This is a genomic window from Catellatospora sp. IY07-71 (assembly GCF_018326265.1).
GTDB lineage: Bacteria > Actinomycetota > Actinomycetes > Mycobacteriales > Micromonosporaceae > Catellatospora.
Genome location: NZ_AP023360.1, coordinates 1,379,246 through 1,400,978 on the forward strand (window position 1 = coordinate 1,379,246; position 21,733 = coordinate 1,400,978).

The following is a 21,733-nucleotide window of genomic DNA, read 5'->3' on the forward strand; positions in this document are numbered from 1 at the left end:
GAACGCTACGCCGCAACGAGAGTAAACCGTTCACACGAACCGCCCTCGCATTGCTATACGCTCGCGGCATGTTCTCTCAGGGCCCGGGCACGCGGCTGGGGCTGGGCGCGGTCGCGGCGGCGGCCGGGATCGCGGCGGCCGCCGGAGCAGCACAGCTGGGCATCGGATACGGCCTCGGCATCTTCTCCTGGGTGCCGACGGTCGGCGCGTCGGGCGAAGCCGCCTGGCTGGCCAGTCTTGCCTGGACGGTCTGGATTTCCGCCGTCTCGGTGGTCCTCGGTGCCGTGGTGGCCGACCGGGTCGGCTCCGCGACAGTGCAGATCTCGACAGCGGTCCGCACGCTGCGCCGCACCGCCCTCGCCATCGCCGCGGCGGTCGGCGGGCTGCTGGTGGTCGCGCTGACCGCGGTGCCCGCACGGGTCGCCGAGCGTGCCGACACGTTCGCCCCGCACGTGATCGTCGGCGGCTACGCCATCACCGGCGTGCTGCTCGGCCTGTTCGTCGCCGTGGCGGCGCTGTCCGCCCGTGCCGTCGCCGCGAACGTGCTGGCCACCGGTGGCTGGCTGTGGCTGCTCGCGGTCACCGCGGCCGTGGACGGCATCGCCGCGGGCCGCGAGCCGGCCGTCGCGCAGCTCGGCGTGTGGCCGGTGACCGCCGACGGGCCGTGGTTCCGCAGCCTCTACCTGCCCGGCGCCGCCATCGCCGCGCTGTCCGCGCTGGTGATCGGCTTCCTCGCGGCGCTGCCCGCGGTGCGCCGCCGCGACGGCCAGGCGGGCGTGGTGCTGTCCGGCGCCGTCGGCCCCGCGCTGGTCGCGCTGGCCTACCTGCTGGCCGCGCCGAAGCTCACCGGGGTGCAGCCGGAGCAGCTGTCCGCTCACCTCGTCGCGCCGTACGCCGTGGTCACCGGCCTGATCGGCGCGGTGCTGGCCCAGCTGCTGGCCGGGCCGCGCCGCCCGCGCCCGGTCACGGCGGGCCGGAGCACCCCGGCGCCCACGCCGGAGCCCGCGTACCCGGACCTCACCGCGCCCCTGGCCGTGCCCGCGCCGCCGGCCGTGCCCGCGCAGGCCGCGCCCGCGCCGGTGGCCGCCCCGGCGAAGGCCAAGGGCACCGCCTCCGTGCCGAAGCCGGCCGCCGAGCAGGCCGGCGCCCTCTCCGCCGTGGCTCAGGGCGAGCCCACCACGGCAACCGCCGACAAGGCACCCGAGCCGCCCAAGCCCACTCCGGCGCCGAAGAACGGCCCCCGCCAGGGCCGACCCCGGAAGGGCTGACACCCCTCGTCACCTGAGCGAAGCTCCCGCCATGCCGCCGGAACCGGCGAGGCGGGAGCTTCGCTCGCGAGAGGAGGCGGTCAGCGGAGCACGACCAGCCCGGCTCCGCCCGCGCCGCGGGAGCGCAGCACGCGGTACGAACGGGCGCCGCTGGCGCGGCAGGCGGCCTGCCTCGCCACCGGGCAGTCCGACACCAGCAGCACGCGCGCCGGACCGTCGTTGAGCTGCATGAACGTCGGCAGCGCCGCGGCCTTGCCGACCGTGAACCGTCCGGGCGCGGTCTCCACGAAGGTGAAGCGGCTGATCACGCCGTCCCGGGTCTCGTTGGAGAAACCCTGGTACGACACATGGTTGCCCATGCCGTACGCGACCCAGCGCCCGTTGATCCGCTCGAACGGCTGCACCACGTGCGCGTGGTGCCCGAGGATCAGGTCGATCGAGCCGTCGTTCAGCAGCTGCTTCGCGACCGACACCTGCTGGGAGTTGGGCCGGTGCTCGTACTCGGTGCCCCAGTGGATGGAGACGATCACGACCTCGGCCCCGGCCGTGCGGGCCCGCCGGGCCGCCTCCCGCACCCGCTTCGGCTCCAGGTAGTTGACCAGCCACTCCTTGCCCCTGGGGCGCGGGATGCCGTTGAAGGAGAAGCTGTACGACAGCAGCGCCACCCGCACCCCGCGCACCGTCAGCAACTGCGTGGTGCGCTGCTCGGCCGGGTTGCGGGCCATGCCGGTGTGCCGGATCCCGGCCGCGTCGAGCGCGTCGAGGGTGCGCCGGATGCCCGCCTCGCCGCCGTCGAGCGAGTGGTTCGAGGCGGTCGAACAGGCGTCGTAGCCGGTCTGCTTGAGCGCGGGCACGATCTGCGGCGGCACCTTGAACGTCGGGTAGCCGGTGAACGGGCCACGAGGGCCGCCGAGCGGTGTCTCGAGGTGGCAGATCGCCAGGTCGGCCGACTCGATCACGGACCGTACGCCGCGCAGCAGCGGCGCGAAGTCGTAGCCGCGCCCGCCCGCGTCCCGCTGCGCCTGCCGCCACAACCCGTTGTGCAGCAACACGTCCCCGCTGCCCACCACGGTGAACGTGCGGGGCGTGAAGGTGCCGGGCGCCGGCGAGGCGCTCGGCGCGGGCCGTGGCACCGGCACCGCGGCGGCGGGCAGCACCTCGGGCCCCGGCGGCGGCGCGCCCCCGCCGGACAGCCACGGCGTCATCGCCACCGCCGTCATCGCGGCGAGCAGCGCCGCCATGCTCGCGGGCAGCGCCCGCTGACCGATACTCCCCCGTTGTTCGATCACGGCGAGCACACTCCCTGAGATCGACGGATCACACCATCAGCTGTTGGGTGGAGTCAGCCCACCGGCCACGTGTGCACGGGCTCGTTGCTGCGCTGCAGCTCCGCGTAACGCCCGACCATGGCCCGCAGCGCGGCGGGCCGGGTCGCCCCGGCGCTCTCCAGCGCCCGTACGGTGTTGACCTGCCAGGTGGATCCGGTCTGCCCGGTGAGGCAGCGCTGCTCGATGATGCCGAGCAGCCGGTCGCGCTGTTCGGGGTCGACCCCGAACCGGTCCAGGCCCTCCGCCGCCCGGGGCAGCAGCACCTCCAGCACCAGGTCGGTCACCCGGATCTCGCCGATGCGCGGCCACCAGACGGGTGCGGCGATGCCGCGCCGGGACGCGGCGTGGAAGTTGTCCTGCGCCACGCTGAACGGCAGCTGGGTCCAGAGCGGACGGTCGTCCTCCACCAGCGCCCGCACCAGCCCGAAGTACAGTGCGCCGTTGGCCAGCATGTCGACGACCGTCGGGCCGGCGGGCAGCACCCGGTTCTCGACCCGCAGGTGCGGGCGGCCGCCCATGATGTCGTACACGGGCCGGTTCCACCGGTAGACGGTGCCGTTGTGCAGGCGCAGCTCGCCGAGCCGGGGCACCCCGCCGTCGCGCAGCACGGCGACCGGGTCCTCCTCCTCGGCGATCGGGAGTAACGGCGGGAAGTAGCGCACGTTCTCCTCGAACAGGTCGAATATCGAGGTGACCCAGCGTTCGCCGAACCAGACGCGGGGGCGTACGCCCTGGGCCTTCAGCTCGTCCGGCCGGGTATCGGTGGCCTGCTCGAACAGCGCGATCCGGGTCTCCGACCAGAGCTGGTGCCCGAACAGGAAGGGCGAGTTCGCGCCGACGGCGACCTGCACTCCCGCGATGACCTGCGAGGCGTTCCAGTACGCGGCGAAGTCGGCGGGCGAGACCTGCAGGTGGAACTGCAGGCTGGTGCAGGCCGCCTCGGGCGCGATGGAGTCGGTGCGGATGCGCAGCCGGTCGGCGCCGCGGATGTCGACACCGATCTGCTCGCCGCGGGCGGCGAGGATCTCCTCGTTGAGCGAGCGGTAGCGGCCGTTGGTGGAGAGGTTCTCGGTCACCGTGTGGTCGGTGGTGAGCGTCGGCAGGATGCCGATGGTGAGCAGCGCGGCGTCGTGCTTGCGGGCGGTGGTGTCGGCCCGGCGCAGGCTCTCGATGATCTGCTGCTCGTAGCCGGCCAGCCCGTCGCCGGAGATGAGCCGCGGCGGCACGTTCAGCTCCAGATTGAACCGTCCCAGCTCGGTCTGGAACGACGGGTCGTTGAGGTCGCGCAGCACCTCCTCGTTGACCATCGCGGGCAGGTGCTCGTTGTCGACCAGGTTCAGCTCGATCTCCAGCCCGGTCGTCGGATGGTCGTCGTCGAAGCTGAAGTCGTTGAGCATCAACGCGAAGACGTCCAGGCAGCGACGCACCTTCTGACGGTAGTGCTCCCGCTCCTGGCGGGTGAACGTGTGCAGCGCAACGTCCTTGCCCATGAGCCCTCCCCGACGCACCGTGACCAAGCGAACCCTCAGAGTACGTTTGTCGGACGACAGTCGTATCAGGTGGTCGTCCTGATTGGCACACCCGCTGTCTCACCCAGTGGGATACGAAGGGCAACAAATGTGCCAACCCCCCATATACGATGCGCAAATGGAGCTACTCGACGATTCGAGGCTCACCGCCATGGGCCTGCTTTCCGAGGCGTACACCAGCCTCATCACCATCTGCGCGGAGCAGTTCGCCGCGCACGGCCTGGCACCTGTCGAGTTCGAAGTGCTGCTGCGTCTGGCCCGGTCGTCCGGACACCGGCTGCGCATGACCGACCTGTCACGACAGACGTCCATGAGCACGAGCGGGGTGACCCGCATGATCGACCGGCTGGAGCGGGAGGGCCTGGTGTCCAGGGTCCCGTGCGACACCGACCGTCGCAGCTCGTACGCCGCGATCACGCCCAAGGGCCTGGCCCGCCTGCGGGAAACCGTTCCCGGCCACCTGGAACTCCTTGACGAATGGCTCATCGGTCCCCTCACCCAGCGACAGTTGCAGGGCCTGCTCGTCGGCCTGCGGGTGGTGCGGGATGCAGTCCGCCCGGATGCCACCCTGGGCGGTGACGACGGGCCATGACGGTCGCGGCGTTCCATGATCCTCCTATTGCCCCCGCAACCGCGCTGCCTGCGGCAGAACCGGCGGCAGAAGTGCCGTTCTCTCCCGAGAAAGGACGCCTAAAGCCGCAAATCGTATGATCCCGACTGCTAGCGTCATGCCCCTGTGGGAGGACGGCCAGGCCGGCCAAGCTCACGGGGGGACAAGCACGGGGGCCGCATCGGCGCGGGCGGAGACGGCGGGGGGCGCGGCAGGCCAAGGCAGGCCGCGGAAGGGACATCACCGTCGGGGGGCCGCCCGCGCCGAACACCGCGGGCACCCGTGACCGCTCAGATCCCGGCCAGCAGCTCCCGCTCCCGCACGGTGAGCACGATGCCGGTCGACTCCTGCAGCTCCCGCAACCGGGCCAGCGCCGGGGCCGGGTCGTCGCTCGTCACGGCCAGCCCCACCAGCGCCTCGGCCAGATCCCGCTGATCGGTCAGCCCGTCCGTCTGCCGTGCCGCGGCGGTGTACCAGGACGCCGCGAGCGTGCGCTGACCGCGCCGCCCGGCCAGCGTCGCCTCGATCATCGCGCAGTCCCAGTCCTCGTCCAGCTCCGCCAGCGGCAGCATCACGCCCTGCTCGTCAGGCAGCTGCGCGCGGATGTCGGCGAGCGCCTTCTCCGCCTCCTCCACCCGGCCGCCCAGCGCGTACGCCAGGCCGATCAGCCCCAGCAGCCGCCGCCGCTCGCCCGGATTGCCGATCTCGGCCAGCAGCTCCGCCGCCTGCAGGCCCACCCGCACCGACTCGTCGAACCGGCCGTCCAGCCGCAGCACCTCGGCCAGGTTGGCCCGGGCCAGCGCGCGCAGCTTGTGCTCGCCCGAGCGGGCCGACAGCCGGTCCACCGCGGCCAGCCGCCGCTGCGCCGCGGCCAGGTCGGCCACCCGAAGGTCGTGCCAGATCAGGTTGTGCTGGGCCACCGCCATGTCGCGCACCCGGCCGGTCCGGGTGGCCAGCGCCAGGCTCGCCTCACCGTGCCGGCGGGCGTCGTCGTACGCACCGGTGCCCTGCTGCACGGCCTGCAGCACGGCACGCGCCGCCAGCTCCCCGTTCACGTCACCGACCAGCAGGAACGCCGACAGCGCGGCCTCGCCGCGGGACAGCTCGGCCCGGCCCGCGCCGTGCTCGGCGGCCAGCTGCAGCACGCCCAGGTTCGCCCAGGCGCGCACCGCCGGGTCGGCGTCGTCGCTGCGCGGGTCGTCGAGCAGCCGCAGCAGCCACTGCCTGCCCTGCTGGTCCCGGCCCCGGAAGCGCCACCAGCGGGGCAGCTGCGCGGCCAGGCTCAGGGCGATGTGCGGCTCGTGCTCGGCCGAGTACGCCAGCGCCGCCCACAGGTCACTGGCCACGTCGTCGAGCCGGGCGACCGCCGCGGCCAGGGTCGATCCGCCCATCGCGGGCGCGTTGCGGGCGGCGAACCGCGCGAACACGACGGCGTGCTGCCGCCGCGCCCCGGCCAGCTCCCCCGCCACCTCGGCCTGCTCGGCGGCGTACTCCTTCACCACGTCCAGCAGCACGAACCGGAACGCCCCGGAACCGCGCACCTGGACCAGGCCCAGCTCGACCAGGCGCTCCAGCACCGGCACCACGTCGACCTGCGGGCCGAGCAGCTCCTCGGCCAGCTCCACCGACCACCGGTAGCCGAACACCGACAGCCGCCGCAGCGCCTCCCGCTGCGCGGGCTCCAGCAGCCGGTAGCTCGCCGTCACCACGTCGCGCAGGGTGACCTGCGGCGGTGAGGCGGCCACGTCGGCGCTGCCCAGCTCCAGCAGGCGGTTGCCGTAGCGGGCGAGCATCTCGGCGGGGTCGAGCACCCGCCCGCGCGCCGCCGCCAGCTCGATCGCCAGCGGCAGCCCGCCGAGTCGGCGTACCAGCGTGACCAGGGCCTCCACCTCGACGTCGGCGGGCGACCGGCGCACCTGCCGCCAGCGGGCCAGGAACAGTGCGCTGGCCGGATGGCGCTCGGCCTCCGCCAGCGAGCCCACTCCGGCCGGCGGCAGCGCCAGCGGGCCCACCGGCCACACCTGCTCCCCGGCCGGGCCCAGCGGCGCCCGCGCCGAGGCCAGCACGCGCAGCAGCGGCGCCTGCGCCAGCAGCTCGGTCAGCACGGCGGTGCACGCCTCCGGCGAGCGGTCCACCGCGTCCACCATCAGCAGCACCGGCTGCTCCAGCCGGGCGGGCAGCTCGGCGGGGCGGCTCACGCCGAGCACCGCGCAGATCACGTCCCGCAGGTCGCTCGCGCTGTCGCCCGCCGCGACGCTGATCGCGGCCGCGCCGGCCGGGAAGTGCGGCTGCGCGCGGTGCGCCACGGTCAGCGCGAGCACGCTCTTGCCCACCCCGGCCAGCCCCACCAGGGTGGTCAGCCCGGGCTGGGCGGCGACGTGCGCCACCAGCGTGTCGATCTCGTCGTCCCGGCCGTACAGCTCCGGCGGCGCGGGCAGATGGAACGCGGGCCGGACGGGCGCCGGGGCGGGGTGGGCCTGCCCGCGGGCAGCGGCGTGGAACTCGGCCAGCGCCTCCCCGACCAGCCCGAGCGCCGTGGCGAGCAGCTCCACCGTGGTGCGCTGGGGCCGGGCGGCCCGGCCGTGCTCCAGGTCGCGCACGGTGCGTACGCCCAGCCCGGCGCGGACGGCCAGCTCCGACTGGGTCAGCCGCGTGGTGTCCCGGTGCGCGCGCAGGAGCGCGCCGAAGGAGGCCGCCGACTCGTCAGCGGCCTCGGCGGGAACCGGGTGACCTGGGGCCATGGCCGCAAAGACTATCTACCCGAGTCCGAAGGTGGGAGTGCACCGTCTACTTTTTGGCGCTGCCCCCGGACATGACCGGGATCACAGCTGCAACCTATCCCCCGAACTGTTCGTGTCTGCTCTCACCTACCGAAGAAAGGGGTGAGCGGTGCGCGATGCGGAGAGCTTCGACGAGTGCTACCGGGGGACCTCACGCCGCCTGCTCAGCTACGCGTACGCGCTCACCGGGGACTGGGCGCAGGCCCAGGATCTCGTGCAGGAGGCGTACATGAGGGCGTGGCGGCAATGGGGCCGCCTGTCCGAGTACGAGGACGTCGAGGCGTGGCTGCGTCTCGTGGTGTCCCGGCTGGCCACCGACGTGTGGCGGCGCCTGCAGCGCTGGCGGGGCGCCATGCGCCTGCTCGGCCCGGCTCCCGACGCCGAACCCGCGGACGAGTCCGCCGTGCTGCTCCATCGGGCCCTGCGCGGCCTGCCCGCCGTCCAGCGTCAGGCGCTGGCCCTGCACTACCTGTTCGACATGCCGGTGGCCCAGATCGCGCAGGACGCGGGGGTCCCCATCGGCACGGTGAAGAGCTGGCTCTCCCGCGGGCGCACCAGCCTCGCGGCCGTACTCGACGTGAAAGAGGTGACCGGTGATGAGTGACATCGAGGACGCGTTCGCCCAGGTGGCCGACGAAGCGAAGCGGAGGGAGCTGCCGATGGCGGCCCAGCTGCGCACCCGCAGCGACCGCCGGGCCCGGCGACGGGCCGCGGTCGGGACGCTGGCGCTGGTCGCGGTCGCCTCCGCGGCCGCGGTGGGCCTGCTGCCACTGGCCGCCCGGCACAACCCGGACCAGATCGCGGCCCCGACGGGTTCCGTCACGACCAGCCCGGCGGCACCGACGTCCGCCGCGCCGAGCGCCTCCCCGTCCCCGGCGGCGCCGCCGACCGCCGGCTGCCCCGGTGGCGCGTACACCGAGCAGATCCCGGCCAGGGCACTGGTCGACGGCAATGCGCCGAGCATGGAGGACCACGTGCTGGCGTACCGCTGCGGCCGCGCGCCCAGCGAGGACGCGGCGCGGGCGCTGCCCCGGGTGTGCAAGAGCGGCTCGCACGTCAGCGACCGGTCGATCCTCGGCAGGCGCGGCATCTACGCCTACCTGAAGCCACCGCAGCCGGACCACGTGCCGAGCAGCTACTTCCACACGGTGACGCGGTACACCGCGCCGGAGGCGGCGAGCGCCTACCTCGCCGAGCTGCGTGCGGCCTTGGCCCGGTGCGGCGACGGGTACGCCGACGGGGGCGTGCGGTTTGCGTACTCCCTGGTCGACGGCACCGGCGCGGGGGACGAGTCGCTGATGCTGACGCTGAAGGTGACCTACGACGAGGCGGTCGAGGGCGCACCGCAGGAGGCGCTCTTCCCCGTCTCGGTGGTCCGGGTGGGCGATCACGTCTCGGTCGTGTTCGACGTCGGCTGGGAGGGCTCCCCCACGCCGCCCAAGGACCTCGACCCGGTGTTCACGAAGGCCGTGGAGAAGCTCCTGGCGCTCTGACCCGGCCCCGGGCCGCCCGTGCCGGATTCACGGCACGGGCGGCCCGCTGTCCGGGCGACCTGCCTCGCATGCGGTGGGTATGCGTCCGATCGCCGACAGTTGCAACCGCGCCGACCCTCGCCGGGTCTTCTCCCATGACGGACGGCGTACGGAGCTGCGGACGACGGCTCCCGTGCCGGCGGACCGTCGCGGATGCCCCGGCCGCGGGATGCGGCGGGGACTGGCAGAGGGGAGCCGACCATGACCGCACCAGGCAGAGCCCACCGGCCGGGCGGGACGCGCGCGCCGGCACTGGCCGTGCTCATCGCCGCCGCCGCCGTGCTCACGGCGTGCGCCGGGTCACCGCGACCGCCCGTGGCGGCGCCCGGCACCAGCGCCGCCGCCGCGCCGAGCAGCGCGGCGCCGACGCCCAGCCCGTCGCCGGAGGACACCCGGCCGGCCGGCCGCTGCCTCGACGACTACCCCGGACAGATCCCGGACGCGGTGTTCCTGGTCGGCTCGCTGACCGCCGAAGGTCTTCGGGAGAACGGCATCTGCTACCGCCTGGCCCCGCCGCCGCCCGGCGAGCAGGAGCCGCCGAGCTGGGATTCGCTGCCTCGGGTCTGCCCCACCGGCGCGCACGCCAGCGACGCGCTGATCGCCGACCGGCGCGGCATCAACCGGATCTGGAACAGCGCGCCCAAGCCCGACGAGCACTGGACCGTCTCCTACGACCACACCGTCACCCGGTACGACGGCCGCGGCGCGGTGGACTACCTGGCGGAACTGCGGGCGGCGGTCAAGCGGTGCGGGCCGTACACCGAGCACGGCGTCCGGCACGACTACGCGATCGTGTCCGGGCCGAAGCTGGGCGACGAGTCGCTGCGGATGACGCTGCACCGGCGCCACCTGCGCGAGCCGGAAGGCATGCCGCAGGAGGCGACCTACTACATCTCGGTCGTGCGCCGGGGCGCCTACGTCGGGGTGGTCGTCGACCACGGCTGGGAGGGATCACCGACCCACGACGCCGCGATCTTCGACGTGATGGCTCAGGCGGCGAAGCGCCTGCCTGCGGCGTGACCTGTCGGCGGGGAGAAGTTAAGAAGGGCACCTTCTACAACGCATAGCGTTGAGAAGGTGCCCTTCCTTTCAGCGGAGGCCGAGGTCGCGGGCGATGATCATCCGCTGGATCTCCGAGGTGCCCTCGCCGATCTCGAGGATCTTGCTGTCGCGCCACATGCGGGCGACCGGGAACTCGTTCATGAAGCCGTAGCCGCCGTGGATCTGGGTGGCGTCCCGGGCGTTGTCGACGGCGACGGTGCTGGCGTGCAGCTTGGCGATGGCGGCCGGGCGCTTGAAGTCCTCCCCGGCGACCAGGCGCTGCGCGGCGTCGCGCCAGGCCAGGCGGGCGGTGTGGGCGCGCGTCTCCATGTCCGCGATCATGAACTGGATCGCCTGGTACGAACCGATCGTCTTGCCGAACGCCTCGCGCTGCGCGGCGTACTTGAGCGACTCGTCGACGCAGCCCTGGGCCAGACCCGTGGCCAGCGCCGCGATGGCGATCCGGCCCTCGTCGAGGATCTGCAGGAACTGCGCGAAGCCCCGGCCGCGCTCGCCGAGCAGGTTCTCCGCCGGCACCCGGACATCGGTGAAGGTCAGCTCGTGGGTGTCCGACGAGCACCAGCCGACCTTGGAGTAGCCGGGCGCGACGGTGAAGCCAGGCGTGCCCGACGGCACGATGATCGACGAGATCTCGTCCGGGCCGGTGCGCGCGGTGACGGTGACCAGGGTGGTCATCGTGGTGCCGGAGTTCGTGATGAACGCCTTGCTGCCGTTGATGATCCACTCGCTGCCGTCCTCGGACAGCCGCGCGGTGGTCCGCGTGCCGCCCGCGTCCGACCCCGCACCGGGCTCGGTCAGCCCGAACGCGGCCAGCGCCTCACCGCTGACCAGCTGCGGCAGCCAGCGCCGCTTCTGCTCCTCCGTCCCGAACCGGTAGATCGGCATCGCGCCGAGCGAGATCGCCGCCTCCAGCGTGATGGACAGCGACGAGTCGACCCGGGCCAGCTCCTCCAGCACGATGCACAGGGCGAGGTAGTCGCCGTCCATGCCGCCGTACTCGCTGGGGAAGGGCAGGCCGAACAGGCCCATCTCGCCCATCTGCTTCACCAGGTCGTACGGGAACTCGTGCCGCTCGTACAGGTCGCCGATCACCGGCGCGACCTTGTCCTGCGCGAACCGGCGCACGGTGTCGCGCAGCTCCCTGTGCTCCTCGGACAGCCCGAAGTCGGTCATCTCGGCCTCTCTTAAACCGGAGTCACGCCGTGTCGGCGGCGTGAGAACTGACGGTCCTTGCCCTGTGCGGCTCGGTACCGCTGGATGAGCTCGTCGCGGAGCCGGTCGGGCTCCACGATCGCGTCGATGACCAGCTCGCTGGCGAGCCGGACGATGTCGATGTCGGTCTCGTACTCGGCGCGCTTGGCGGCGATGAACGCCTCCCGCTCCGCCTCGTCCTCGATCGCGGCGATCTTGTTGGCGTACACGGCGTTCACCGCGGCCTCGGCGCCCATGACCGCGATCTTGGCGGTGGGCAGCGCGATCGTCGCCTCCGGCATGAATCCAGGCCCCGCCATGGCGTAGAGGCCCGCGCCGTACGCCTTGCGCACCACCACGCAGATCTTCGGCACGGTCGCCTCGCTGATCGCGGAGACCATCTTGGCGCCGTGGCGGATGATGCCCTGCTTCTCCACCGCGCTGCCGACCATGAAGCCCGGCACGTCGCACAGGAACAGCAGCGGCACGTTGAACGCGTCGCACAGCTGCACGAACCGGCTGGCCTTGTCGGCCGAGTCGACGAACAGCACGCCGCCCTTGAACATCGAGTTGTTGCCCACGATGCCGACCACCTGGCCGTCCAGCCGGCCGAAACCGACCGTCAGCTCCTTGGCCCACCGCGCCTGGATCTCGAAGAACTCGCCGCCGTCGAGCAGGCCCTTGACCATCTTCCGCATGTCGAACGCGCGGCGCTCGCTGTCGGGCACCAGCCCGGCCAGGTCCGTCTCCGGCGCGGGCATCGGCTCCAGCGCGGGCGGCTGCTCGGTCCAGTTCGACGGCAGGAAGGACAGGTAGCGGCGGACCACCCCGAGCGCCTCATCCTCGTCCTTGCACAGGAAGTGGCCCACGCCGGACTGCTCGCAGTGCACCTTGGCGCCGCCCATCGCCTCCAGCGTGGTCTTCTCCCCCGTCACCATCTCGACCATGCGGTCCGAGCCGAGGTACATCGAGGCGTTGCCGTCGACCATGGCGACCACGTCGCAGAACGCCGGGATGTACGCGCCGCCCGCCGCGCTCGGCCCGAACAGGGCGCACACCTGCGGGATCGCGCCCGACGCCTTGACCTGCTGGTAGAAGATGTTGCCCGCGCCCCGCCGGCCGGGGAACAGGTCGACCTGGTCGGTGATCCGGGCTCCGGCCGAATCGACCAGGTACACCATCGGCACGCCCTGGCCGTACGCCCGCTCGATGATCCGGATGATCTTCTCGACGGTGCGGGCGCCCCAGCTGCCCGCCTTCACCGTGGAGTCGTTGGCCATCAGGCACACCGGCCGGCCGTCGATCGTCGCCTGCCCGGTGATCACACCGTCCGCGGGCAGCCCGTGCGCCAGCGCGTTGGCGAACATCCCGTCCTCGACGAACGAGCCCTTGTCCACCAGCCGCGCGATCCGCTCCCGCGCGAACAGCTTGCCCTTGGCGGCGTTCGCCTGGTGGTACTTGGGCGCCCCGCCGGCCCCGATGCGCTCCCGCAGCTCATCCAGCCCCTCGTGCATACCGCGCCTCTCCTCCCACCACCACCAACCTAAACGATAGTTAAGCTACCACCATGTGAGACACCCCGCCTCCTCCCACCTCCAAGGTCATTCGACTTGCCTGGCACATGGGCGAATCTTGGGCGCGCATTCGCCCACCTGCCAGGCAAGTCGGGTGATCTCGGCCGGGGGTATGGCGAAGGGCCGGCGCGTCAGGCGCCGGCCCTTCGTTCGTGGTGCGGGGTTCAGCAGAAGTTCGCGGTGGAGCCGCCGACGCTGGACGCGTTGGCGTTGCCCAGCAGGGCGCCCACGGCGACACCGGAGACGTCGATCGGGGCCTGCACCGGCACGAAGAGCTGGCTGCCGCTGAGGAGGCCCGAGTTGCCGAACGTGTTCCAGTTCAGCTCGCAGGTGCCCTGGGCCTTGCCGTGCTGCCAACCGCCGCGCTGGTTCATCAGCTTCCGCTTGGCGCCGACGTCGAGGCTCGCGCTGGTGTTGCCGACCGCGCTGGTCAGGCCGCCGGCCAGCCCGTTGATCGGGAGCAGGCCGGTGACCACGTCCAGCGGCGCGCTCTCCAGCGGCGGCGCCGCGGCCACCTTGTTCTTCTTCTTGTTCTTGCCCTTGTGCTGGTGCCACGCCGGCTCGCCGCCGTAGGGCTGCGGGTACGGGTTCTCGTCGACCTCGTCCGGCTCCTCGCCGGGCAGGTCGGCCTCGGCGCCGCCGACGCACCACGCGTTCGCGTCGCCGAGCACGCCGACGCCCACGCCGCACGCGTTGATCGGCGCCTGGATCGGGGCCAGCACCTGGTTGCCGCTCAGGATGCCCGAGTTGCCGAGGCTGTTCCAGTCGGTGGGCAGCGCGTCCGCGCCGTAGTTGGCCTCGCTGCCGCCGGTGCAGCTGGCGTTCGCGTTGCCTAGGACGCCGATGGCGATGCCGCAGATGTTGATCGGGGCCTGCACCGGCAGCTTGATCTGGTTGCCGCTGCCGATGCCGGAGTTGAAGGAGGTGTTCCAGTTGTCAGCCGCGTGCGCGCCCGTGCCGCCCACCAGCAGCACGCCGGCGGAGATCACGCCGACCTTCACGGACGTCTTGGTCCACGTGCCCAGCGAAGTCGCAGTCATGTGAATCGCAGTGCCTTTCGATCTGGAATTGCCACGGTGAAGATGCAGTGTTCTGCGATGTCACGGTCACCTTCTGTAGTGGCCTATGTGCACGGTGAGGCACACCGGAGTACGGTCACTCCGGCTGTCGACGTGCGCCCGGTTCACCTGATTCGGCTCGTACAAATGGGGCATTTATGACATCGCAGGGGTCAACGAGCTTGCCATTACTCGGACACGCGATCGCGAGACGATCTCCAGCGCGAGCAAACGCCGTGCGTTACACGAATTACGGCTTATGTCCGAATTATTCTAGATTCAAATGCCAATGACAGTCGGAAAAGCGACAGGTAGTGACCGATGGTCACTCCCTGTCGATGTTGTGCGATCGGGATTCAGCAGACCGCGGTAGCGTCGCAGAGGCGCTGCACCGCGTTCTTCGCAGTCTCGGTCGTTGTCGCCACCTTGGCGTCGGGCGGCATCGACAATGTGATCACGACCGTGCCGACGCGGATGAAGACCAGCAGCTGCACGGTGCTCCACTGCACCATGAACGACTCGTCGCCGGCGAAGTCCTGCGCGACGATCTCGAAAGCGCGCCGCCGGCCCTCCGGAGCCTGGATCATGGCGCACTTCTCGAAGCCGGTCCGGCTGTGCTTCAGCACGGCCTTCGCGCTGGAGACGCTGCGCATGGCGACCACATCCTGCCGGAGCTGCCCGCGGCCGTCCGCGCCCAGCCGGCGGTTGCGGCGCGGCCGGTCCACCGTGTCGGGCGCCTCCGGCTTGCCGTCCCACTGGTCGGTGTCCAGGCATATCTGCATGTCGAAGCCGTAGCTCTCGCCCATCTCGTCTTCGGTGGTCACCCGGTATCCGGACGCGTAGTCCTCGGGCTTGAGCATCGCCGCGACCGGGATCGAGGTGAGCACTGCCGGCGGTGCCGAAGCCGACGGGCTCGTCGACGGCGACGGACTGGCCGACGGGGACGGGGAGAGCGACGGCGCGGCGGAGGCGGACGGCGTGGCGCTGCCGGAGACGCCCGGGGTCACCTGGCCGCCGCGGCCCTGCGTGACGGTGACCGCGGTGCCCGCGGCCAGCGCGACGACGAGCACCACGGCGGCGGTCAAGCCGGCGGTGTGCCGCTGGCGGCGGCGGTCGCCGCGCTTGCGGATCTCGGTGGGGCTGGCCCAGTCGATGGCGGGCATGCTCGTCCCGAAGTCGTCGAGCTGCTGGTCAAGGTCGTCACGCATAGCGGTGTCCCGTCGACTCGGTGCGGAGCAGTTGGGCCAGGGCCTGCCGGCCCCGGGAGAGCCGGGCCTTGACCGTGCCCTCGGCGACGCCGGTCTCGGCCGCGATCTCCGCGACGGACCGGCCCGCGATGTGGTGCAGCACGATCGCCTTGCGCTGCTCCTCGGGTATGCCGCGCAGCGCGGCGACGAGCGCGACGGTGTTCTCGTCCGGGGGGCGCACCGCGTTGGCCGCGCCGTGCCGGCGGTGCGCGGTGATCGCGTTCTTGGCGCGGCGCCAGCGGCTCACCGCGATCCGGAACGCGACGGTGCGCACCCACGCCTCGGGGTCCTCATATCCGCTGACCTTGCCCCAGTTCTGCCAGGCGCGCGCGAAGGCCTCCTGGAGCACGTCCTGGGCATCCTGCATGTCGCCGGTGACGGCGTACACGCACCGCAGCAGCCGTTGCCGGCTGCCGAGATAGAACTCGTCGAACGAGGGTGGTGACATCCGGGGCTCCCCGCTGGTGGCTGTCCTGACAACCACATGTCACGCCTGCACCCGGCAGGCGGTTGCGGGGAATCCTCCGGATGGGACGCTCAGCTCACCGTGCGGCTGCGCGGCCCGGCCCGCAGCACGCCGGAGGGCAGCTCCCGGCCGACGATCCGCTCGGCCAGGCGGGCCGCCTCGATCAGCTTCTCCAGGTCGATGCCGGTGTCGACGCCCATGTCGTGCAGCATGTGCACGACCTCCTCGGTGGCCACGTTGCCCGAGGCCCCGGGCGCGTACGGGCAGCCGCCGAGCCCGCCCACGCTGGCGTCGTACTCGGTGACGCCGAACTCGAGGGCGGTGAGGATGTTGGCCAGGCCGGTGCCGCGGGTGTTGTGGAAGTGCAGCAGCATCGGCACGTCGGGGTGCCGCTCGCGCACGATCGACAGCAGGTCGCGCACCCGGCGCGGGGTGCCCATGCCGGTGGTGTCACCGAAGGCGATCCGGTCCGCCCCGTCCGCGACCACCCGATCGACGATCCCGGCGACCCGGCGCGGGTCCACGTCCCCCTCGTACGGGCAGCCGAAGCTGGTCGCGATGATCACCTCGGCGGTCGAGCCGCCCTCGTGCAGCGCCGGGATGAGCTGGGCGATCTCGTCCAGGGACTCGTCCGTGGACCGGTTGATATTGCGGCGGTTGTGCGTGTCGCTGGCCGACACCACCACCTCGACCTCGGTGAACCCGCCGGCCAGGGCCCGCTGGGCGCCGCGCAGGTTGGGCACGAGGGCGCTGTAGCGCACCTTCGGGTCCCGGGTGACCGTGCTCCACACCGCGTCGGCGTCGGCCATCTGCGGAATCGCCTTGGGATGCACGTAAGAGACGGCCTCGATGCGGCCCACGCCGGTGGCGCTCAGCGCGTCGATGAGCCTGACCTTGTCGCCGGTGGGCACAGGATCCTCGTTCTGCAGCCCGTCACGCGGCCCCACCTCGCGAATCGACACCCGGCCCGGCAGTACAACACCCATGCAGTCACCTTAACCCTCGTTAAACACCCCCGCCACGCCCCACTCCCCTCCCCCCTCTCCCCTCCCTCTCCTCCCTCTCCTCCGCCGATCTTGCGCCGACTGTGGGTGCGACTCGCACTATCCGGTCAAAAGGGCAACACTTCGCGCAAGATCAACATGATCACGGCCCGCGGTCGGGTGTCGACCGCGCGGTCAGGGTCCGAGATCGCCGTTTCGTGTCACAGCGTCGGGCCGGAGCGCACCTTCGGACACGAAACCGCGATCATCGCGCGGCGCGGAGCCGAGCGCACACCCCCACCGGCCGGAGCGGCGCGCCACCTGGGCTTCCGCAGCCGCCCCGGGCGGCTCATGGCATTCACTCACGTCACTGCTCAACGGATCCCCCGTTCGGCAGCGTCTCTATATACGACAGTCCAAGGCGGACTGATCGTCCGAACGGGGAGGACCATGCGTTTCCGCAGAAGAACCCGAACGTTCCTGGCAGTGGGGATGGCCGCCGTCCTGCTCACGGCCGCTCCCGGCGCGGCCGGAGCCCAGCAGACGGCCGCGCCCGCGGCGGCCCGGACCGCGCCCGCCACCGCGCAGGCCAAGTCGGTGACCCTGATCACGGGTGACCGCCTCACGGTGCACGGCGGCGGCCGGATCAGCGTGACGCCGCGCGACGGCGTGACCTACCACGGCTACCAGGCCGGGGGGCACCACTACGTCATCCCGTCCGACGCCGCGCCGCTGCTCGCCGCGGACCGGCTCGACAAGCGGCTGTTCGACGTGACGGAGCTGCTCGCGGTGCAGGCCGCGCGGCCGTCCACGCTGCCGCTGATCGTGTCCGGCGCGACGTCCGCGCCGGGCCTGACCGCGCAGCGGCGGCTCCCGGCCGTCGGCGGCTTCGCCGCGGAGGCGACGCCGGAGTCGCTGGCCTCGCGCTGGCAGGCGACCCGCACCGGCCTGAGCAAGGGCAAGATCTGGCTGGACGCCGTACGCAAGCCGACGCTGGACCAGAGCGTCCCGCTCATCGGCGCACCCGCCGCGTGGTCGGCAGGCTATGACGGCGCAGGGGTCACCGTCGCGGTGCTCGACACGGGCATCGACGGCACCCACCCGGACTTCGCCGGCCGGATCACCGCCCGGCAGAACTTCACCGAGGGCGAGGAGGACGACCGCGACCTGGTCGGACACGGCACGCACGTCGCGTCCACGATCGCGGGCAGCGGCGCCGGCTCCGGCGGCAAGTACAAGGGCGTCGCGCCCGCGGCGTCGCTGCTCGACGGCAAGGTCTGCGTCGAGGGCGGCTGCCTGGAGTCCTGGATCGTGGCCGGCATGCAGTGGGCCGCCGAGTCCGGGGCCGACGTGGTCAACATGAGCCTCGGCGGCATGAACACCCCCGACGTCGACCCGGTCGAGCAGGCCGTGAACGACCTGACCGCGCAGCACGGCACGCTGTTCGTCATCGCGGCGGGCAACTCCGGCGCGGACGAGACCGTCAGCTCACCGGCGACCGCCGAGGCGGCGCTGGCCGTGGCGGCGTTCACCAAGTCCGACGAGCTCGCCGAGTTCTCCAGCCGCGGCCCGAGCGCCGACGGCTGGGCGGTGAAGCCGGAGATCGCCGCGCCGGGCCAGGACATCGTCGCGGCCCGCGGCAAGGACGGCTTCCTCGGCACGCCGGGTGAGCTCTACATGCCGCTGAGCGGCACGTCGATGGCGACGCCGCACGTGGCGGGCGCCGCGGCGCTGCTCACCCAGGTGCACCCGCAGTGGACCCCGGCGCAGCGCAAGGCCGCCCTGATGGCGGCGGCCAGGCCGGTCTCCGGGATCGGCGTGTTCGCCCAGGGCGCCGGCCGGGTGGACGTGGCCCGCGCGATCACCCAGCAGGTGACCACGAGCCCGGCCTCGGTGACGTTCGGCCTGCAGGAGTGGCCGCACGACGACGACGAGGTCCGCACCAGCACGATCACGTACCAGAACGGCGGCAGCGCGGCGGTCACCCTGCAGCTTGCGCTGACCACCGCCGCCCCGGCCGGGATCTTCTCGCTCAGCGCCGACACGGTCACCGTGCCGGCGGGCGGGCAGGCCTCGGTGACGCTGACCGCGGACACCCGCCAGGGCGGGGAGCTGACCGGCGGCATCGGCGGCCAGGTCACCGCGACCGCGACCGGCGTCTCGGTGCAGACGCCATTCGGCGTGGTCAGGGAGGAGCTGAAGCACCCGGTCAAGGTCACCGCCACCGAGCGCGACGGCGATCCGGCCGAGAACGCCTTCACCGTGATCCTGCGCAAGGACGGCTACCAGGAGTGGCTCGCCTTCGGGGCGAGCAACGACCTGCGCCTGCCGCCGGGTGAGTACTTCGCCTTCAGCTGGGTCGACGAGGTCGGGGACGGCTCGTTCGCCACCACGCAGATCATGTACCCGAAGCTCACCGTCAGCGGCCCGGCCACGGTCTCCTTCGCCGCGAAGGGCGCGGGCGGCTTCGACGTCACCATCCCCGACAAGGAGGCGACCGCCCTGATCACCGGGTATGACGTCTTCTACGACGAGGGCGACTTCGGAGTCGGGGTCGGCATCGGCGGCGGCTCGTTCGACTCGATGTTCGCCAAGCTCATCGGCCCCAAGCCCGCGTCCGGCCTGAGCTCGCAGCTCTACGGCACGCTGGCCCGGGTCGACGAGGAGGGCAACCCGGCCAAGGCGCCGCACGTGTACAACCTCGGCTGGCACAGCCCCGACAGCATGCTGTCCGGGGTGGTCAAGCACCTGCGGCAGGGCGACTTCGCCAGCGTGCAGGCGGCGCACGCCGCGCACGTCAAGGGCTCCGACGGGGTGCGGATGAACTTCCTCGCGCCGCCGGACAGCAGTGGCGGCTGGGCCGTCGGCTGGCCGGTGCCCCTGCCGTTCACCCGCACCGACTACTACGCGGGCAACGTGCCGTGGCAGGTCGAGGTCATGGAGGAGGTGCCGGCCGAGGGCGAGGACTGGCCGGTCACCATCTCCGACACCGCCGGAGTCGCGACGTACCGGGCCGGGCGCACCTACCGGGAGCAGTGGAACAAGGGTGTGTTCGGGCCGAGCATGGCGCCGTTCTTCCCGGGCGACATGCCGGCGCTGCGCGAGGCCGACATCATGTACGTCAGCCCCGGGCTGCTCGGTGACGGGCAGGGCCGGGCCGGCTTCGGCAGCATCACCGCCGGGCACGGGGCGCTCTACCGCGACGGGGTGCTGGTCGCCGAGTCGACCGACGCCCCGTACGTCTTCGCCGAAGGGGTGGCGGCGGGCAGGGCGAAGTTCCGCTTCGACGCCAGCCTGGAGCGGGACACCCGGCTCACCACGAAGCTGACGGGGAGCTGGACGTTCCGCTCGGGTGCGACCGAGGAGATGACGTCACTGCCGCTGACCGCGGTCAGCTTCGCGCCGAAGCTGGACGACCACAACGTCGGCAAGGCCGGCGGCCTGGGCGTCTACCCGGTCACCGTCACCCAGACCGAGGGCTCGGGCCGGGTGACCAAGCTGGCCGTGCAGGTGTCCTACGACGACGGCAAGACCTGGAAGAAGGCCCCGCTGCTGCGGTTCGGCGGGGAGTGGATCGTGGCAGTGGTGCACCCGAAGGCAGGCGGCTTCGTGTCGCTGAAGGCGTCGGGCGCCGACTCGCACGGCAACACCTTCGACCAGACCGTCATCCGGGCGTACGAGCTGCGCTGACCACCGCATGAAGAAGGGGCCCGGCGGCGTGACCGCCGGGCCCCTCTCCGTGCCGTCAGCGCATGCGCGAGACGATCGCGGTGTCGTAGTCGCCCGAGATGAACTCGGCGTTGTCCATCAGCTCGGCGAAGAACGGCAGGTTGTTCTTCGGGCCGACCAGCTCGAACGCGGCGACCGCCTCCTTGGCCTTGATGATCGCCTCGGCGCGGTCGGCGCCGTACACGATGACCTTGGCCATGAGCGAGTCGTAGTTCGGGGTCACCACGTTGCCCTCGGCGTAGCCGGAGTCGACGCGTACCCCCTCGCCGGTGGGCTCGACCCAGGTCTTGATCGCACCCGGGCCCGGGAGGAAGCGCTTGGGATCCTCGGCGTTGACCCGCAGCTCGATGGCGTGGCCCCGGGAGGTCAGCGCGGCCGGGTCGAACTGCACCGGCAGCCCGGCGGCGACGCGCAGCTGCGCCTCGACCAGGTCGATGCCGAACACGGCCTCGGTGACCGGGTGCTCGACCTGCAGCCGGGTGTTCATCTCCAGGAAGAAGAAGTCGCCGGTGGCCGGGTCGAACAGGCACTCGACGGTGCCTGCGTTGCGGTAGCCGACCGCCTCGCCCGCGCGCACCGCGGCGGCCAGCAGCCTCTCCCGCTGCTCGGGGGTGAGCGCCGGGGACGGCGACTCCTCGACCAGCTTCTGGTTGCGGCGCTGCACCGAGCACTCGCGCTCGCCGAGCGCGATGACGGTGCCGTCGGCCAGCCCGAGGATCTGCACCTCGACGTGGCGCACCCGCGGGTAGTAGCGCTCGATCAGCACCGAGCCGTCGCCGAACATGCGCTCGGCGAAGCCGCGCACCTTCTCGTACTGCTCGTTGAGCTGAGCGGCGTCCTCGGCCACGGCCATGCCCATGCCGCCGCCGCCCGCCGCGGCCTTGACCATGACCGGGAAGCCGATCTCCTGCGCGGCGGCCAGCGCATCCTCCACCGTGGCGGCCGGGTCGGCGGTGCCGGGGGCGACGGGCACGCCCGCGGCGGCCATCAGGTTACGCGCGTTGATCTTGTCGCCCATCGCGTTGATCGCGTCCGGGCCGGGGCCCACCCAGATCAGGCCGTGCTCGACGACGGTCCGCGCGAAGTCGGCGTTCTCGGAGAGGAAGCCGTAGCCGGGGTGGATCGCCTGCGCGCCGGTCTGCTTGGCGGCGTCCAGGATCGCCTCGGTGTTGCGGTAGGAGTGGGCCGGGCTGGCCGGGCCGACACAGACCGCCTCGTCGGCCTCGCGCACGAACGGCAGTTCGGCGTCGGCCTCGGAGTACACCGCGATGGTGCGGATCCCGAGATCCCGGGCGGTACGGATGATCCGCCGGGCGATCTCGCCCCGGTTCGCCACCAGCAGCGATTCGATCATGTTGGGCACCCTCCTGCGCTCA

General features: G+C 72.2%; 16 protein-coding genes. 6 read left to right on the forward strand and 10 right to left on the reverse strand.

Annotation, left to right across the window (positions count from 1 at the left end; genetic code table 11):
• The first annotated feature begins 68 nt into the window (after nucleotides 1-68).
• Nucleotides 69-1,268, forward strand: coding sequence for a hypothetical protein (locus CS0771_RS06320; RefSeq protein WP_212840181.1), 1,200 nt, complete (start codon nucleotides 69-71; stop codon nucleotides 1,266-1,268).
• Between the two features lie 80 nt (nucleotides 1,269-1,348).
• Here the strand turns inward: CS0771_RS06320 and CS0771_RS06325 are convergent, their stop codons facing one another.
• Both CS0771_RS06325 and CS0771_RS06330 read right to left on the reverse strand, forming a co-directional pair.
• On the reverse strand, nucleotides 1,349-2,557 hold the full coding sequence (locus CS0771_RS06325; RefSeq protein WP_244870639.1) for a CapA family protein: 1,209 nt from the start codon (nucleotides 2,555-2,557) through the stop codon (nucleotides 1,349-1,351).
• A 53-nt stretch (nucleotides 2,558-2,610) separates the two neighbouring features.
• A complete protein-coding gene (locus CS0771_RS06330; RefSeq protein ID WP_212840182.1) occupies nucleotides 2,611-4,086 on the reverse strand; it encodes a glutamate-cysteine ligase family protein in 1,476 nt (491 codons plus the stop codon).
• Between the two features lie 157 nt (nucleotides 4,087-4,243).
• On the opposite strand from CS0771_RS06330, the gene CS0771_RS06335 reads away from it, so the two are divergent.
• The gene (locus CS0771_RS06335) at nucleotides 4,244-4,717 is read left to right on the forward strand and encodes a MarR family winged helix-turn-helix transcriptional regulator (protein WP_203745477.1); all 474 of its coding nucleotides are present in this window, start codon (nucleotides 4,244-4,246) and stop codon (nucleotides 4,715-4,717) included.
• 308 nt (nucleotides 4,718-5,025) lie between these two features.
• Here the strand turns inward: CS0771_RS06335 and CS0771_RS06340 are convergent, their stop codons facing one another.
• Nucleotides 5,026-7,476, reverse strand: coding sequence for a helix-turn-helix domain-containing protein (locus tag CS0771_RS06340; RefSeq protein WP_212840183.1), 2,451 nt, complete (start codon nucleotides 7,474-7,476; stop codon nucleotides 5,026-5,028).
• A 148-nt stretch (nucleotides 7,477-7,624) separates the two neighbouring features.
• On the opposite strand from CS0771_RS06340, the gene CS0771_RS06345 reads away from it, so the two are divergent.
• From CS0771_RS06345 to CS0771_RS06355, 3 genes are all read left to right on the forward strand, one after another.
• A complete protein-coding gene (locus CS0771_RS06345; RefSeq protein ID WP_212840184.1) occupies nucleotides 7,625-8,119 on the forward strand; it encodes an RNA polymerase sigma factor in 495 nt (164 codons plus the stop codon).
• On the forward strand, nucleotides 8,112-9,008 hold the full coding sequence (locus tag CS0771_RS06350) for a hypothetical protein (RefSeq protein WP_212840185.1): 897 nt from the start codon (nucleotides 8,112-8,114) through the stop codon (nucleotides 9,006-9,008). The genes CS0771_RS06345 and CS0771_RS06350 overlap by 8 nt, the downstream gene beginning before the upstream one ends.
• Before the next feature lie 240 nt (nucleotides 9,009-9,248).
• Nucleotides 9,249-10,067, forward strand: a complete 819-nt coding sequence (locus tag CS0771_RS06355) for a hypothetical protein (RefSeq protein WP_212840186.1) — start codon at nucleotides 9,249-9,251, stop codon at nucleotides 10,065-10,067.
• Between the two features lie 69 nt (nucleotides 10,068-10,136).
• Here the strand turns inward: CS0771_RS06355 and CS0771_RS06360 are convergent, their stop codons facing one another.
• The 6 genes from CS0771_RS06360 to CS0771_RS06385 all read right to left on the reverse strand — a co-directional run bounded on the left by CS0771_RS06360 (nucleotide 10,137) and on the right by CS0771_RS06385 (nucleotide 16,619).
• Nucleotides 10,137-11,282, reverse strand: a complete 1,146-nt coding sequence (locus CS0771_RS06360; RefSeq protein WP_212840187.1) for an acyl-CoA dehydrogenase family protein — start codon at nucleotides 11,280-11,282, stop codon at nucleotides 10,137-10,139.
• A gap of 11 nt (nucleotides 11,283-11,293) precedes the next feature.
• A complete protein-coding gene (locus CS0771_RS06365; RefSeq protein ID WP_212840188.1) occupies nucleotides 11,294-12,814 on the reverse strand; it encodes an acyl-CoA carboxylase subunit beta in 1,521 nt (506 codons plus the stop codon).
• Nucleotides 12,815-13,038: 224 nt separating this feature from the next.
• Nucleotides 13,039-13,914 carry a chaplin family protein gene (locus CS0771_RS06370; protein ID WP_212840189.1) on the reverse strand — a complete coding sequence of 292 codons (876 nt, stop codon included), beginning with the start codon at nucleotides 13,912-13,914 and terminating at the stop codon, nucleotides 13,039-13,041.
• Between the two features lie 374 nt (nucleotides 13,915-14,288).
• Nucleotides 14,289-15,140, reverse strand: coding sequence for a hypothetical protein (locus tag CS0771_RS06375; protein WP_212840190.1), 852 nt, complete (start codon nucleotides 15,138-15,140; stop codon nucleotides 14,289-14,291).
• The gene (locus CS0771_RS06380) at nucleotides 15,133-15,627 is read right to left on the reverse strand and encodes a SigE family RNA polymerase sigma factor (protein WP_212840191.1); all 495 of its coding nucleotides are present in this window, start codon (nucleotides 15,625-15,627) and stop codon (nucleotides 15,133-15,135) included. The genes CS0771_RS06375 and CS0771_RS06380 overlap by 8 nt, the downstream gene beginning before the upstream one ends.
• Nucleotides 15,628-15,716: 89 nt before the next feature.
• On the reverse strand, nucleotides 15,717-16,619 hold the full coding sequence (locus tag CS0771_RS06385; RefSeq protein WP_371821551.1) for a hydroxymethylglutaryl-CoA lyase: 903 nt from the start codon (nucleotides 16,617-16,619) through the stop codon (nucleotides 15,717-15,719).
• 501 nt (nucleotides 16,620-17,120) lie between these two features.
• Between CS0771_RS06385 and CS0771_RS06390 the strand changes: the two genes are divergently transcribed.
• Nucleotides 17,121-20,318: a S8 family serine peptidase gene (locus CS0771_RS06390; protein ID WP_212840193.1), complete on the forward strand. Its 3,198-nt coding sequence runs from the start codon at nucleotides 17,121-17,123 to the stop codon at nucleotides 20,316-20,318.
• Nucleotides 20,319-20,373: 55 nt separating this feature from the next.
• Here the strand turns inward: CS0771_RS06390 and CS0771_RS06395 are convergent, their stop codons facing one another.
• Nucleotides 20,374-21,711 carry an acetyl/propionyl/methylcrotonyl-CoA carboxylase subunit alpha gene (locus CS0771_RS06395; RefSeq protein ID WP_212840194.1) on the reverse strand — a complete coding sequence of 446 codons (1,338 nt, stop codon included), beginning with the start codon at nucleotides 21,709-21,711 and terminating at the stop codon, nucleotides 20,374-20,376.
• Nucleotides 21,712-21,733: the final 22 nt, after the last annotated feature.

Bases quoted from the DNA above. Each gene is read 5' to 3' on its own strand.
- CS0771_RS06320 (WP_212840181.1), top strand. From the start codon at position 69: ATGTTCTCTCAGGGCCCGGGCACGCGGCTGGGGCTGGGCGCGGTCGCG.
- CS0771_RS06330 (WP_212840182.1), bottom strand. From the start codon at position 4,086: ATGGGCAAGGACGTTGCGCTGCACACGTTCACCCGCCAGGAGCGGGAG.
- CS0771_RS06335 (WP_203745477.1), top strand. From the start codon at position 4,244: ATGGAGCTACTCGACGATTCGAGGCTCACCGCCATGGGCCTGCTTTCC.
- CS0771_RS06340 (WP_212840183.1), bottom strand. From the start codon at position 7,476: ATGGCCCCAGGTCACCCGGTTCCCGCCGAGGCCGCTGACGAGTCGGCG.
- CS0771_RS06350 (WP_212840185.1), top strand. From the start codon at position 8,112: ATGAGTGACATCGAGGACGCGTTCGCCCAGGTGGCCGACGAAGCGAAG.
- CS0771_RS06355 (WP_212840186.1), top strand. From the start codon at position 9,249: ATGACCGCACCAGGCAGAGCCCACCGGCCGGGCGGGACGCGCGCGCCG.
- CS0771_RS06360 (WP_212840187.1), bottom strand. From the start codon at position 11,282: ATGACCGACTTCGGGCTGTCCGAGGAGCACAGGGAGCTGCGCGACACC.
- CS0771_RS06365 (WP_212840188.1), bottom strand. From the start codon at position 12,814: ATGCACGAGGGGCTGGATGAGCTGCGGGAGCGCATCGGGGCCGGCGGG.
- CS0771_RS06370 (WP_212840189.1), bottom strand. From the start codon at position 13,914: ATGACTGCGACTTCGCTGGGCACGTGGACCAAGACGTCCGTGAAGGTC.
- CS0771_RS06375 (WP_212840190.1), bottom strand. From the start codon at position 15,140: ATGCGTGACGACCTTGACCAGCAGCTCGACGACTTCGGGACGAGCATG.
- CS0771_RS06380 (WP_212840191.1), bottom strand. From the start codon at position 15,627: ATGTCACCACCCTCGTTCGACGAGTTCTATCTCGGCAGCCGGCAACGG.
- CS0771_RS06390 (WP_212840193.1), top strand. From the start codon at position 17,121: ATGGCCGCCGTCCTGCTCACGGCCGCTCCCGGCGCGGCCGGAGCCCAG.
- CS0771_RS06395 (WP_212840194.1), bottom strand. From the start codon at position 21,711: ATGATCGAATCGCTGCTGGTGGCGAACCGGGGCGAGATCGCCCGGCGG.